Genomic DNA, 14,137 nt, shown 5'->3' on the forward strand with positions numbered 1-14,137 from the left:
GGGGTCACAGCTTTCGGCAGGATTCATCATGCCGAGCATAGACGCCCTCGCCGACCGCTTATCGACCTACCTCGGCAACGACCAGGTCAACCTGGTCCGCCGAGCGTATTTCTACGCCGAACAAGCCCATGACGGTCAACGCCGTCGCAGTGGCGAGGCGTACGTCACGCATCCCCTTGCCGTGGCCAATATTCTTGCCGACATGCACATGGACCATCAGAGCCTGATGGCCGCGATGCTGCATGACGTGATCGAAGACACCGGTATCGCCAAGGAAGCGCTGCAAGCGCAGTTCGGTGAAACCGTGGCCGAACTGGTCGACGGGGTCAGCAAACTGACCCAGATGAATTTCGAGACCAAGGCCGAAGCCCAGGCGGAAAACTTCCAGAAAATGGCCATGGCCATGGCGCGCGACATCCGGGTGATCCTGGTCAAGCTCGCCGACCGCCTGCACAACATGCGCACGCTTGAAGTGCTGTCCGGCGAAAAACGCCGGCGCATCGCCAAGGAAACTCTCGAGATCTACGCGCCCATTGCCAACCGGCTGGGCATGCACGCGATCCGCATCGAATTCGAAGACCTCGGCTTCAAGGCCATGCACCCGATGCGTTCCGCGCGGATCTACCAGGCGGTCAAGCGCGCCCGGGGCAACCGCAAGGAAATCGTCAACAAGATCGAAGAGTCCCTCGGCCATTGCCTCGCCATCGACGGCATCCAGGGCGAAGTCAGCGGTCGGCAGAAACACCTCTACGGCATCTATAAGAAAATGCGCGGCAAGCGTCGGGCCTTCAACGAGATCATGGACGTTTACGCGTTCCGGATCATCGTCGACAAGGTCGATACCTGCTACCGCGTATTGGGTGCTGTGCATAATTTGTACAAACCGTTGCCAGGGCGTTTCAAGGATTACATCGCGATCCCCAAGGCCAACGGATATCAGTCGCTGCACACCACGCTGTTCGGCATGCACGGTGTACCGATCGAGATCCAGATCCGTACCCGCGAAATGGAAGAGATGGCCAATAACGGCATCGCCGCCCATTGGCTGTACAAATCCAGCGGTGACGAGCAACCGAAAGGCACTCACGCCCGCGCCCGCCAGTGGGTCAAAGGCGTGCTGGAGATGCAGCAACGTGCCGGCAACTCGCTGGAATTCATCGAGAGTGTGAAGATCGACCTGTTCCCGGACGAGGTCTACGTGTTCACGCCCAAAGGCCGGATCATGGAGCTGCCAAAAGGCTCCACGGCGGTCGACTTTGCCTACGCGGTACACACCGACGTCGGCAACAGCTGCATCGCCTGCCGGATCAACCGTCGTCTCGCGCCGCTGTCCGAACCGCTGCAAAGCGGCTCCACGGTCGAAATCGTCAGCGCCCCCGGCGCACGGCCAAATCCGGCGTGGCTCAACTTCGTCGTTACCGGCAAGGCGCGCACGCACATTCGTCATGCGCTGAAGCTACAACGCCGCTCCGAGTCCATCAGTCTTGGCGAACGCCTGCTGAACAAGGTGCTCAACGGTTTCGACAGCTCGCTGGAAAAGATTCCGGCCGAGCGGGTCAAGGCGATGCTCACCGAATACCGCCTCGAACTGATCGAAGACTTGCTCGAAGACATCGGTCTGGGCAATCGCATGGCTTACGTGGTCGCCCGCCGTCTGCTTGGCGAAGGCGAGCAGCTGCCGAGCCCGGAAGGCCCGCTGGCGATTCGCGGTACCGAAGGCCTGGTGCTCAGCTATGCCAAGTGCTGCACACCGATCCCGGGCGACCCGATCGTCGGGCACCTGTCGGCGGGCAAAGGCATGGTCGTGCACCTGGACAACTGCCGCAACATCAGCGAAATCAGGCACAACCCGGAAAAGTGCATCCAGCTCTCATGGGCCAAGGATGTCACCGGCGAATTCAACGTCGAGCTGCGCGTCGAGCTGGAACACCAGCGTGGCCTGATCGCCCTGCTGGCCAGCAGCGTCAACGCGGCCGACGGCAACATCGAGAAAATCAGCATGGACGAACGCGATGGTCGCATCAGCGTCGTGCAGTTGGTGGTCAGCGTCCACGACCGTGTGCACCTGGCCCGCGTGATCAAGAAACTGCGCGCCTTGACCGGGGTGATCCGCATCACCCGCATGCGCGCATAACCTGCCTATTACAAGGAGTCCTACATGACCAAAACCGTCATCACCAGCGACAAGGCCCCGGCCGCCATCGGCACTTACTCCCAGGCGATCAAGGCAGGCAACACTGTTTACATGTCGGGCCAGATCCCGCTGGACCCGAAAACCATGGAACTGGTTGAGGGCTTCGAAGCCCAGACCGTCCAGGTCTTCGAGAACCTCAAAGCCGTAGCCGAAGCCGCCGGTGGTTCGTTCAAGGACATCGTCAAACTGAACATCTTCCTCACCGACCTGAGCCACTTCGCCAAGGTCAACGAGATCATGGGCAAGTATTTCGACCAGCCTTACCCTGCTCGCGCCGCCATTGGCGTGGCCGCCCTGCCGAAGGGTGCGCAGGTTGAAATGGATGCCATTCTGGTCATCGAGTGATGCGCACGGCGCGGCTTTCACGCCGCGCCGACTGCCGCAAGAAAAGGTTTTGAAAGGATTCCACCATGCGCAAAGCGCTAGCTCTCTCGCTGCTCGCCCTGTTTCTCGGCGGCTGCGCCAGCGACCCTGCCGACCGTGACATCAGCGGCACCTGGATCAACCAGGTGGCGATCGATGCCGCCGCCAAGGGCGGTCCCCTGCGTGAAGCGCTGCAGGCCTACGGCCCGAACCTGGAATGGGACGTCAACACCAAGGCCGGTCAGGCCCGCTACACCAACGGTTTTGAGAACGTCGAAGGACGGCTGCTGGGCGAAGAGTCCGGCGCCTGGAAAGTCGATTTCTACGGCAGCTCCGCCAGCGAACTGAAACGCGATGGCGGACGCCTGCGGCAAGCTGCCAGCGACAACGAACCCGAACAACTCTTCGATCGCGCACAGATCCCCGTGCCCGAAGGCGCGCCAATCGGTGCGAGCTTCGAACGCGCGCTGTATTCAGCGTATCTGGGCGGCAACTGGACCATCGCCAGCGGACAGGGTGAAGGCGGCACCGTACAGTTTCAGGCCGACGGCCAAGTAACCGGCCTGCCGGGCGTTGATCGTTATGCCTTGTGTCTGGCTGGTGATTGCGCATCGATGAGCAATGGCAACGACAGCATGTGGCTGCAACTCAACGGTCAAGGCAACAACTGGATCTTTGTGCGCAAGGGCAAAGAGCTGGAGATTCTGCAGGCAGTGAATGCTGCGCTGGCGGATGAGCAACCGCAGTTTGCCGCGGGCGAGCGCAAGTGGTTGCTGGAAAAGCAGTAACCCGGTTCTGAATTCACATAGAACCCATGTAGGAGTGAGCCTGCTCGCGATAGCGGTATGTCAGACACATTGATGTCGACTGACACAACGGTATCGCGAGCAGGCTCACTCCTACAGTTGTTTTGTGAAGGCAGAAAGTCAGCACTTACCTTCCAGGATCGCTGCATAGCCTTCGCGATAACTCGAATACTTCGGCACCCACCCCAACGCTTTCGCCCGCGCATTGCTGCAACGCTTGCTGCCGGTGCGGCGCACGCTGGCGTCTTCCGCCCATTCAGTCACACCCAGATATTCGCGCAACCAGCCCACCACCTCGGCCAATGGCGCCGGCGCATCGTCGACACCGATGTAAAGCTGCTCCAGCTTCACGCCCTCGCGGTCTTTTTCCAGCAGGAATGCCAGCAACCCGGCCGCATCATCGGCATGAATCCGGTTGCCATAAAGCGGCGGCTCGACTGCCACGCGATAGCCACGACGCACCTGGGTCAACAGCCACTCGCGGCCCGGGCCGTAAATCCCGGTCAGGCGCAGCACGCTGGCAGGGATGCCGCTATTGAGCGCGACCTGCTCGGCTTCGAGCATCAAGCGACCTGAATATCCGGCCGCGACAGTCTCGGAGGTCTCATCGACCCATGCTCCGTCCTGCTGGCCATACACGCTGCTGCTCGACACAAAAATCAGCCGCTCGGGCACCTGTCCATAGTCGCCCAGCCAACTCAGAACATTCTGCAAGCCTTGCACGTAGGCCTTGCGATAGCCCTCTTCGTCGTGGTCGGTGGCCGCCGCGCAATACACCAGATAATCGACAGCGCCTACCGGCCAGGCCGCCGGGCATTCTTCGTTGAACAGATCGCCAGCGACGCCGATGACGCCGTTCGGCAACTTGGAAACGTCGCGGCGCAGGCCATGGACTTGCCAGCCAGCCGCCAGCAATTGCGTGGCCAGACGACTGCCGACATCACCACAACCGGCAATCAAAACAGAAGGCGCGGACATCAGAAAACTCCCATCGGAAAGGCACAGACTAGCGCTGGCAGAGGACGAACGGCTAGCAATGAAGGAAAAAAAGATACTCTATTACTTTTGTTAACAAGAATTACTTGCAATAATGCACGCCACTTTTGTTCTCGGCCTCACGAGGCCTGGAAGAGCAACAACGTTTTTCTATCTCAGGTCCGGCCAGCATGACACGTAATCAAACTCCCGCTTCGCCAACCACTCGACCTCGCGCCTGGAGCGCCGTCGCGGCTCTGTTGCTCAGCCTGATGCTGGCACCGACCGCCGCCTTCGCCGACGCTCAAGCGCCAGCCACCCCAGCCGCCACCGAGCAGAGCGCACCCGCTGCCGCTCCGGCTGCACCGGCCGCCACCGATCCGGTGCAGGCTGTCGACGCCGCCGAGGCACCTGAAGTTCTCGAAGCCGATAACTCCCTGGGCATGGCCCATGACCTGTCGCCGTGGGGTATGTACCAGAACGCCGACATCATCGTGAAAATCGTGATGATCGGTCTGGCCATCGCTTCGATCATCACCTGGACCATCTGGATCGCCAAAGGCTTCGAGCTGATGGGCGCCAAGCGTCGTCTGCGTGGCGAGATTGCCGCACTGAAAAAAGCCACCACCCTCAAGGAAGCCAGCGCCACGGCCGGCAAGGAAGGCACCCTCGCCAACCTGCTGGTGCATGACGCGCTCGAAGAGATGCGCCTGTCGGTCAACAGCCGCGAGAAAGAAGGCATCAAGGAACGCGTCAGCTTCCGCCTCGAGCGCCTCGTCGCGGCCTGCGGTCGCAACATGAGCAGCGGCACCGGCGTGCTCGCCACCATCGGTTCCACCGCGCCGTTCGTCGGTCTGTTCGGTACCGTGTGGGGCATCATGAACTCGTTCATCGGCATCGCCAAAACCCAGACCACCAACCTTGCCGTTGTCGCGCCGGGTATCGCTGAAGCGCTGCTGGCCACTGCACTGGGTCTGGTTGCGGCGATTCCAGCGGTAGTGATCTACAACGTCTTCGCCCGCTCCATCGCCGGTTACAAGGCGCAGGTCTCCGATGCCTCGGCAGAAGTCCTGCTGCTGGTCAGCCGCGATCTCGACCACCAGCCTGAGCGCAGCTCGCAGCCGCACATGGTTAAAGTGGGGTAATCGGCCATGGGCCTGCATTTGAAAGAAGGCGCAGACGACGATCTGGCCGAGAACCACGAAATCAACGTCACGCCGTTCATCGATGTGATGCTGGTGCTGTTGATCATCTTCATGGTGGCCGCGCCGCTGGCCACTGTGGACATCAAAGTCGACCTGCCCGCCTCGACCGCCAAACCGGCGCCGCGGCCAGAGAAACCGGTGTTCCTCAGTGTGAAAGCTGACCAGCGCCTGTTCCTCGGTGACGACGAAGTGAAAGCCGAAACCCTCGGCGCCACCCTCGACGCCAAGACCCAGGGCAAGAAAGACACCACCATCTTCTTCCAGGCCGACAAAGGCGTGGATTACGGCGACCTGATGAGCGTGATGGACAGCCTGCGCGCCGCCGGTTACCTGAAGGTCGGTCTGGTAGGTCTCGAGACGGCAGCCAAGAAATGATCACGACGCGCCATAAGCTGACGCGTTACAGCGGTAGCCTGGCCGTGGTGCTGGGTGTGCATGCGCTGGCCATCGCGCTGGCGCTGAACTGGACTGCCCGCCCGCCCATCGAATTGCCGCCGCAGGCAATGATGGTCGAGCTGGCTCCATTGCCTGCCCCGCCACCGCCGGCTCCGCCGAAAGTCGTCACACCGCCGCAGCCACCGGCTCCGGTGGAAGAATTGCCGATTCCGAAACTGGCTGAAGCACCGAAAGCGGAAATCGCGGTACCCAAACCCAAGCCGAAGCCCAAGCCAAAACCGCCGAAGCCGGTCGAGAAAAAACTGCCAGAGCCGCCGAAGGAAAAACCTTCCGAGGAGAAACCGGCCGATACGCAACCGACTCAGGCGCCAACGGAGAAATCCGCCCAGCCTGCGCCGGGTCCGTCGCCGGCTCAGTTGGCGGCCAAGGCCAGTTGGCAAGGCACCCTGCTCGCGCACTTGCAGAAGTACAAGAAGTACCCGCAAAGCGCTCAGGCACGGGGCAAGGAAGGTTTGAATCGTCTGCGCTTCGTGGTTGATGGCGAAGGTAATGTGCTGTCGTTCGAACTGGTGGGCCGCTCGGGCAACGCCGATCTGGACCGGGCCACCCTGGACATGATCCGCCGCGCGCAACCGCTGCCAAAGCCGCCGGCCGACATGCTCAACAACGGCTCGATCGAAATTGTTGCGCCGTTTGTTTACTCGCTCGAACGCCGCCGTTAGATACACCGCAACCTGTGGGAGCGAGCCTGCTCGCGAAGAGGTCGTGTCAGTCAGCACATTTTTTGCCTGACCCACCGCTTTCGCGAGCAGGCTCGCTCCCACAGGGTTCAGCGTAAACAGGTAGAGGCACCGAAAGGTGCCTTTTGCATATCTGCCAGCGGCAAACCGACATCGCCCGGTGTCGCACTCAGCCCGCAGTCTGATAACGTGCGTCTATCGATTGCAGCCGGTATGCTTGGCGCGCATCTTCATGGACGCTTGCTATGACCCTCACAGAATTACGCTACATCGTTACCCTCGCCCAAGAGCAGCACTTCGGCCATGCCGCCGAGCGTTGCCACGTCAGTCAGCCGACGCTGTCGGTGGGCGTGAAGAAACTTGAAGACGAACTCGGTGTGCTGATTTTCGAGCGCAGCAAAAGCGCCGTGCGCCTGACCCCGGTCGGCGAGGGCATCGTCGCCCAGGCGCAAAAGGTGCTGGAACAGGCCCAAGGCATTCGCGAACTGGCACAGGCAGGCAAGAACCAGCTGACCGCACCGCTGAAAGTCGGCGCCATCTACACCGTCGGCCCGTACCTGTTCCCGCACCTGATTCCACAACTGCACCGGGTCGCCCCGCAGATGCCGTTGTACATCGAAGAAAACTTCACCCACGTTCTTCGCGACAAACTGCGCAATGGCGAGCTCGATGCAATCATCATCGCCCTGCCGTTCAACGAAGCCGATGTGCTGACCCTGCCGCTGTACGACGAGCCGTTCTACGTCCTGATGCCGGCCCAGCATCCGTGGACCAAGAAAGAATCCATCGACGCCGGCCTGCTCAACGACAAGAGCCTGCTGCTGCTCGGTGAAGGCCACTGCTTCCGCGATCAGGTTCTCGAGGCCTGCCCGACCCTGACCAAAGGCAACGACGGCGCCAAGCACACCACGGTCGAGTCCAGCTCGCTGGAAACCATTCGCCACATGGTCGCGTCCGGCCTGGGTATTTCGATCCTGCCACTGTCGGCAGTGGACAGCCATCACTACGCCCCGGGCGTGATCGAAGTGCGTCCATTGACCGCGCCAGTGCCGTTCCGCACCGTGGCGATCGCCTGGCGCGCCAGCTTCCCACGGCCAAAAGCCATCGAGATTCTTGCCGACTCCATTCGCCTGTGCTCGGTAGCCAAGCCTGCCGCGCCGGTTACGGCCGGTTAAGCGAGCGTCATGACGGAGCTGTCGCAAGTGTCGGTGACGGCACTCAAGGGTGTCGGCGAGGCCATGGCCGAGAAACTGGCCAAGGTCGGTCTGGAGAATCTGCAGGACGTGCTGTTCCACCTGCCGCTGCGTTATCAGGACCGCACCCGCGTGGTGCCGATCGGTGCGTTGCGGCCGGGGCAGGACGCCGTGGTCGAAGGCACCGTCAGCGGTGCCGACGTGGTCATGGGTCGGCGTCGCAGCCTCGTCGTGCGCTTGCAGGACGGTACGGGCGGACTGAGTCTGCGCTTCTACCATTTCAGCAACGCGCAGAAAGAAGGGCTCAAGCGTGGCACGCGGGTTCGCTGCTACGGTGAAGCCCGACCCGGCGCCTCAGGCCTGGAAATCTATCACCCGGAATACCGCGCGATCACCGGCGATGAACCGCCGCCAGTGGATGAAACCCTGACCCCGGTGTACCCGCTCACCGAAGGCTTGACCCAGCAGCGCCTGCGCCAGTTGTGCATGCAGACCCTGACGCTGCTCAAGCCGAGCACCCTGCCCGACTGGCTGCCGACCGAACTCGCCCGCGACTATCAACTGGCGCCGCTGGCCGATGCGATCCGCTACCTGCACAACCCGCCCGCCGATGCCGACGTCGACGAACTCGCCCTCGGCCATCACTGGGCGCAGCATCGCCTGGCGTTCGAAGAACTGCTCACCCATCAACTGTCGCAACAGCGTCTGCGCGAAAGCATGCGTTCACTGCGCGCGCCGGCAATGCCGAAAGCCACGAAACTGCCACCGAAATACCTGAAAAACCTCGGCTTCAACCCGACCGGTGCGCAACAGCGAGTCGGCAACGAAATCGCCTACGACCTCAGCCAGCACGAACCGATGCTGCGGCTGATTCAGGGTGACGTGGGCGCGGGTAAAACCGTGGTCGCCGCCCTCGCTGCGCTGCAAGCGCTGGAGGCCGGTTATCAGGTCGCGCTGATGGCGCCGACCGAGATTCTCGCCGAACAGCACTTCATCACCTTCAAGCGCTGGCTCGAACCGCTGGGCATTGAAGTCGCGTGGCTGGCCGGCAAGCTCAAAGGCAAGAACCGCGTCGCCGCGCTGGAACAGATCGCCAGCGGCACACCGATGGTGGTCGGCACTCACGCGCTGTTTCAGGACGAAGTGCAGTTCAAGAACCTCGCGCTGGTGATCATCGACGAACAACACCGCTTCGGCGTGCAGCAGCGTCTGGCCCTGCGGCAGAAAGGCGTCGGCGGGCGCATGTGCCCGCATCAACTGATCATGACCGCCACACCGATTCCACGCACGCTGGCGATGAGCGCCTACGCCGACCTCGACACCTCGATCCTCGATGAATTACCGCCTGGACGAACGCCGGTCAACACTGTGCTGGTCACTGACACCCGCCGCGTCGAAGTCATCGAACGAGTACGCAGCGCTTGCGCCGAAGGGCGTCAGGCCTATTGGGTCTGCACCTTGATTGAAGAATCCGAAGAGCTGACCTGCCAGGCCGCCGAAACCACTTTCGAAGACCTCACCGCGGCCCTCGGCGAATTGAAAGTCGGGCTGATCCATGGGCGCATGAAGCCGGTTGAAAAAGCTGCGGTGATGGCCGAGTTCAAGGCCGGCAACCTGCAACTGCTGGTCGCCACCACGGTGATCGAAGTCGGCGTCGACGTACCCAACGCCAGCCTCATGATCATCGAAAACCCTGAACGCCTCGGCCTCGCACAGCTGCACCAGTTGCGCGGCCGCGTTGGGCGGGGCAGTGCCGCCAGCCATTGCGTGCTGCTTTACCATCCGCCGCTGTCGCAGATCGGCCGCCAGCGCCTGGGCATCATGCGCGAGACCAACGACGGCTTCGTCATTGCCGAGAAAGACCTCGAACTGCGCGGTCCCGGGGAAATGCTCGGCACCCGCCAGACCGGCCTGCTGCAATTCAAGGTCGCCGACCTGATGCGCGACGCCGACCTGCTGCCCGCCGTCCGTGACGCCGCGCAAGCCTTGCTGGAACGGTGGCCGACTCACGTCAGCCCATTGCTCGACCGTTGGCTGCGGCATGGGCAGCAATACGGCCAAGTGTGAGCACCGTCGCAGTTTGTGCAGGATCGTTCCTACAGAGCTGGTTATACTCCTGCCATTGTTTCAAAAACGGATACAGACCATGACCGAAGCTGCTCTCGTCCCCGAATCTCCGCAAGCTCCGTCTGTTATTCGGCTGCTGCTCAACAAGCTGGGCGTTGCCTACGAAGAAGTGCTCGACCACCACGGCCTCAATGCCTCGCGCAAAGTGCAGGCCGTACTGCTGGACGACGCCGTGGGCGCGTTGATGGTGCTGTTTCCACAGAGCCAGTTGCTGGATCTCAATCGCCTCGCCGAACTCACTGGTCGCCGCCTCACAGCCGTGTCCACCGAGCGCCTGGAGAAGATGCTCGGCAAACACAATCTCAGCCTGCTGCCGGGCCTGCCGGCGCTGACCAGTTCGCCGTGCCTCTACGAAGAAAGCCTGCTGCGCGAGCCGAAGTTGCTGATCAACTCCGGCGAGCCGGGCCTGCTGCTGGAAATCAGCAGCGAAGACTTCAAATCGATGCTGACCAAAGCCAGCGCTGCCAACTTCGGCGAAGCCCTGAGCAGCATCCGCCCGAACCTCGACCGCCCGGACGATGACCGCGAGGAAATCACCCAGGCCGTGCAGGCGTTCACCGCGCGGCGCATTCAGCAGCGTCTGGAAGCGACCATCGAGATTCCACCGCTGGCCGAAACCGCGCAAAAAATCATCAAGCTGCGCGTTGATCCGAACGCCACCATCGACGACATCACTGGCGTGGTTGAAACCGATCCGGCACTGGCGGCACAAGTGGTGAGCTGGGCAGCGTCGCCGTATTACGCCTCGCCGGGCAAGATTCGCTCGGTGGAAGACGCAATCGTTCGCGTGCTGGGTTTTGATCTGGTAATCAACCTCGCGCTGGGCCTGGCCCTCGGCAAGACCCTGAGCCTGCCGAAAGACCACCCGCAACACACCACACCGTACTGGCAGCAGTCGATCTACACCGCCGCCGTCATCGAAGGCCTGACCCGCGCCATGCCGCGCGCCCAGCGCCCGGAAGCCGGCCTGACCTACCTCGCCGGTCTGCTGCACAACTTCGGCTACCTGCTGCTGGCGCACGTGTTCCCGCCGCACTTCTCACTGATCTGCCGCCACCTGGAGGTCAACCCGCACCTGTGCCACAGCTACATCGAGCAACACCTGCTCGGTATCAGCCGCGAACAGATCGGCTCGTGGCTGATGCGCTACTGGGACATGCCGGATGAGCTGGCCACCGCCCTGCGCTTCCAGCACGACCCAAGCTACGACGGCGCCTACGCCGAATACCCGAACCTCGTCTGCCTGGCCGTACGCCTGCTACGCAGCCGCGGGATTGGCTCCGGGCCGGATGAAGATATTCCGGATGCCCTGCTTGAACGCGTCGGCCTGAGCCGTGACAAAGCCAACGATGTCGTCAGCAAAGTGCTTGAGGCTGAAGTGCTGCTGCGTGAACTGGCTTCGCAGTTCAGCCAGGCCTGAAAAGCTTCGCGGGCAAGCCCGCCCCCAAAGATCGATGCGATCTTTGGGGGCGGGTGCGTTGCGGCCAACTGTTGATTATTGGCGTAATCAACCGCGGTACCGAATCACCCAGCCCTGCGGGTTCGGGAAGCTTCCAATGAAATACCCTCCCACTACAATTCGGCCGTCCGCCAATACCGTCATGTCATGAAGAGCCTCCAGGACCCCGGCCTCGTCGAAGATGCTGAACCCTGTGCCGTTGAATGACAGGTCTGGTGTTCCGTCCGCCAAAAACTTCGCCGTGATCGCACTCGGATCATCGTCAGTGACTCCGATCACGGTATCGCCGCTGACGACGATTGAACCGTCAGGTCGGGCTACACAGCGCAACCATCTAAAACCTTGCGGGACGAAATCGGAGAACAACGGCTTACCGTTATTGAATACGAGATTGTAGGAGCCTTTGGACGTGAGTACCGCAATCACTCCACGCATGGCACCGTCCCTTACGGCAGCCCCTGCAAGAACAATCTTGCTATCCACAATTGAAATGGCGGACAGGTGGATCTCATCCTCACCAGAGATGATCACGACGCCGTTACCGCTCTCGCCGAATGACCTGTCGATCTTGCCGTTAGCGTCGAATCGAATGACGTAAGCGCCCGAAGATGGCCCGCTATAGCTGCCACCAACCACCACAGCGCCGTCAGGTTGATGCGCGACCAGCTGCGCAGAACTGTGTTGGTGTGCAATGCCAGCGAGCTCGACAAGCGCGAAACCCTTGCCATTGAACGTGGTGTCGTCGGAGCCATCCGCATTGAGCCGCATGACGATGCCGCTCACACGGCCACTGTCGTCTTCGACGGATCCGACCAGCAGGATTTTCTCGTCTTGCCGCAAGACATTGTTGCCATGACCCGCGCTCCCCATCTGCGCATAAGGAATGTAACGCACACCCTGGTCAGCAAAGTTGTGATCCAGCCGTCCATCTTTGTCTTGTTTCACGACAACCAGCCCGGCAGAAACATCAGGCCCATTGTTCTGGTACTCGGCACGAACGAGCCAACCGCCATCCGGGAACGGCGTCAACTCGAGCATCGAGTGCATATACAAACCGTCCTTGAGTGAAATCTCGACGAATCCGGTCTTTTCTTCACCAAAACCGAGGTCCAGTTGGCCGTCCTCCAGAAGCCGGGCGATCAGCGTTTCCAGGCCATCCTTGCGTCGACGAACAGCCACCAGCAACTTGTTGTCCGGCAGAGCCAATACCGCTCTTACGTCAAACTCAGACAATTCTCCAAGCGGAAATCTGACAATGCCGTTTTCGCCAAAAGACGGATCAAAATTCAGCGTGCCACTCGTCAGGTTTGCGCTTAGATAGCGAGTGATCCAGCCATCCACCCGGGAAGGGTCAGAAAGGCTGGTGTGGGTCATGGACACCACTATCCGACCGTCCTCCATGATTGCCAGATCATGAGGAAACACTGGCCCCGCTGCGTTATCGAAGAGCGTATAGCCAATACCGTTGAAGGCCGTGTCCAGCTTGCCGTCTGCGAGAAAGCGCGCGGTCATTACCGCTGAATCCCCGGCACCAACGGCAATGATCGAGCCGTCGAGCTGTGATGTATGCCGCCACGTCAATCCGTCTGGCAGTAACGGGGAAAACAGAGGCTGGCCATTATTGAATACAAGATTGGATGCTCCACTGGCGGTCAGCACAACCACCAACCCGCCATGGACGTTCTTTTGCCAGGCGTCACCCACCGCAACGATCCTGCCATCACTTTCGCGCACCGAAACAGCGTGCAAAGAGCTCTCGCCATCCTCGTCGAAAATCAGCTTCGCCTGGCCATTGTTGAAATCCTTATCCAGCTTCCCCGCTACGTCCAAACGTGCCAGAAAAACTCCGGAGCCTGTCTCACCATTCTGAAAAACGCCGCAAACCAATACTTTGCCATCGCCTTGAACAGCGATAGCGCCGGCGGTGCTCGAGGTGGCACCGACATCCACCAAGACGTACCCCGCGCCGTCAAATGATGGATCGAGCGAGCCGTTTGTCAAAAGACGCATCACGACGGGCGATGGCCATGGCTCATCGATCAGCAGGAAATGGAGCAGGACGATTTTGCCATCGGCCTGCTGAACTGCAGAGCCGGTAGAGGCATTTGTAGCGGGGGACTTTTGGCTTGACTTCGCCCCTGCCGACGACGCAGGCGTGGAGCTTGGGATCTTGTAGAAAGAAAATAAACTCACCCCGTTATCGCCGAACGAATCGTCCAGCTCACCGTCGCCTTTCAAGCGGATCATTGCTTGGCCGGCATCGACGGCCTTCTGTGTGAAGTATTGAACGCGCACCAGCCAGCCGCCGTCCCGCAACGCATCGAGCCCAAACACGGTGCTGATGCTAGCGCCGTTTAAAGATATCTCGACGAAACCCGTCTCATGACTTCCGAAGGACTTGTCGAGCGTACCGTCTTCGGCCAATCGGGCGATTGCCAGCGGCGCATCATTTCCTTCCAGAGGAAGAGCGACCAGCAACTTCCCGTCGGGAAGGGCCAAAACGGCCGCAGCCTCATGGCTAGCGATGCCCGGTATCGGCAACGTCAATAAACCATTCAGGGCAAAAGAGGGATCGGGGGTACCTGGGGTGGTCAAGTCCTGAGCCTGAGTCATGTTCTTGCTCCATCAAGTGCGTTGCGTCCTTTACGGGACCGGAGCTTGAGTAGAGCATCGCGAAGA

11 protein-coding genes are annotated in these 14,137 nt (G+C 60.9%); 9 read left to right on the forward strand and 2 right to left on the reverse strand.

The window, feature by feature from the left end:
- The first annotated feature begins 28 nt into the window (after positions 1-28).
- From spoT to ACZ0AZ_RS08190, 3 genes are all read left to right on the forward strand, one after another.
- Positions 29-2,134 (forward strand): bifunctional GTP diphosphokinase/guanosine-3',5'-bis pyrophosphate 3'-pyrophosphohydrolase, encoded by a 2,106-nt coding sequence (spoT, locus tag ACZ0AZ_RS08180; protein WP_007920338.1) that lies wholly within the window; start codon positions 29-31, stop codon positions 2,132-2,134.
- Between the two features lie 24 nt (positions 2,135-2,158).
- Positions 2,159-2,539: a RidA family protein gene (locus ACZ0AZ_RS08185; RefSeq protein ID WP_014340863.1), complete on the forward strand. Its 381-nt coding sequence runs from the start codon at positions 2,159-2,161 to the stop codon at positions 2,537-2,539.
- Between the two features lie 65 nt (positions 2,540-2,604).
- Positions 2,605-3,345, forward strand: a complete 741-nt coding sequence (locus ACZ0AZ_RS08190) for a hypothetical protein (RefSeq protein ID WP_039757362.1) — start codon at positions 2,605-2,607, stop codon at positions 3,343-3,345.
- A 138-nt stretch (positions 3,346-3,483) separates the two neighbouring features.
- On the opposite strand, the gene ACZ0AZ_RS08195 is transcribed toward ACZ0AZ_RS08190, so the two are convergent.
- On the reverse strand, positions 3,484-4,341 hold the full coding sequence (locus tag ACZ0AZ_RS08195) for an SDR family oxidoreductase (protein ID WP_463537178.1): 858 nt from the start codon (positions 4,339-4,341) through the stop codon (positions 3,484-3,486).
- Positions 4,342-4,529: 188 nt separating this feature from the next.
- Here ACZ0AZ_RS08195 and exbB point away from each other — a divergent pair, with 188 nt between their 5' ends.
- The 6 genes from exbB (at position 4,530) to ACZ0AZ_RS08225 (ending at position 11,419) form a co-directional block, all read left to right on the forward strand.
- Positions 4,530-5,483, forward strand: a complete 954-nt coding sequence (gene exbB, locus ACZ0AZ_RS08200; protein WP_039757360.1) for a tonB-system energizer ExbB — start codon at positions 4,530-4,532, stop codon at positions 5,481-5,483.
- A gap of 6 nt (positions 5,484-5,489) precedes the next feature.
- Positions 5,490-5,918: a TonB system transport protein ExbD gene (exbD, locus tag ACZ0AZ_RS08205; RefSeq protein ID WP_016772535.1), complete on the forward strand. Its 429-nt coding sequence runs from the start codon at positions 5,490-5,492 to the stop codon at positions 5,916-5,918.
- Entirely contained in the window at positions 5,915-6,661 is a 747-nt protein-coding gene (locus tag ACZ0AZ_RS08210; RefSeq protein ID WP_463537179.1) for a TonB family protein, read from the forward strand. Before exbD ends, ACZ0AZ_RS08210 begins: the two co-directional genes overlap by 4 nt.
- Positions 6,662-6,924: 263 nt before the next feature.
- Positions 6,925-7,854 carry a hydrogen peroxide-inducible genes activator gene (locus ACZ0AZ_RS08215; protein ID WP_024014805.1) on the forward strand — a complete coding sequence of 310 codons (930 nt, stop codon included), beginning with the start codon at positions 6,925-6,927 and terminating at the stop codon, positions 7,852-7,854.
- A 9-nt stretch (positions 7,855-7,863) separates the two neighbouring features.
- The gene (recG, locus tag ACZ0AZ_RS08220; RefSeq protein ID WP_041476627.1) at positions 7,864-9,939 is read left to right on the forward strand and encodes an ATP-dependent DNA helicase RecG; all 2,076 of its coding nucleotides are present in this window, start codon (positions 7,864-7,866) and stop codon (positions 9,937-9,939) included.
- 79 nt (positions 9,940-10,018) lie between these two features.
- Positions 10,019-11,419, forward strand: a complete 1,401-nt coding sequence (locus tag ACZ0AZ_RS08225) for an aminoacyl-tRNA deacylase and HDOD domain-containing protein (RefSeq protein ID WP_041476626.1) — start codon at positions 10,019-10,021, stop codon at positions 11,417-11,419.
- Between the two features lie 87 nt (positions 11,420-11,506).
- Here ACZ0AZ_RS08225 and ACZ0AZ_RS08230 read toward each other — a convergent pair whose 3' ends face one another.
- Positions 11,507-14,071 carry a hypothetical protein gene (locus ACZ0AZ_RS08230; RefSeq protein WP_463537180.1) on the reverse strand — a complete coding sequence of 855 codons (2,565 nt, stop codon included), beginning with the start codon at positions 14,069-14,071 and terminating at the stop codon, positions 11,507-11,509.
- Positions 14,072-14,137: the final 66 nt, after the last annotated feature.

The organism is Pseudomonas sp. AC239 (assembly GCF_979258545.1).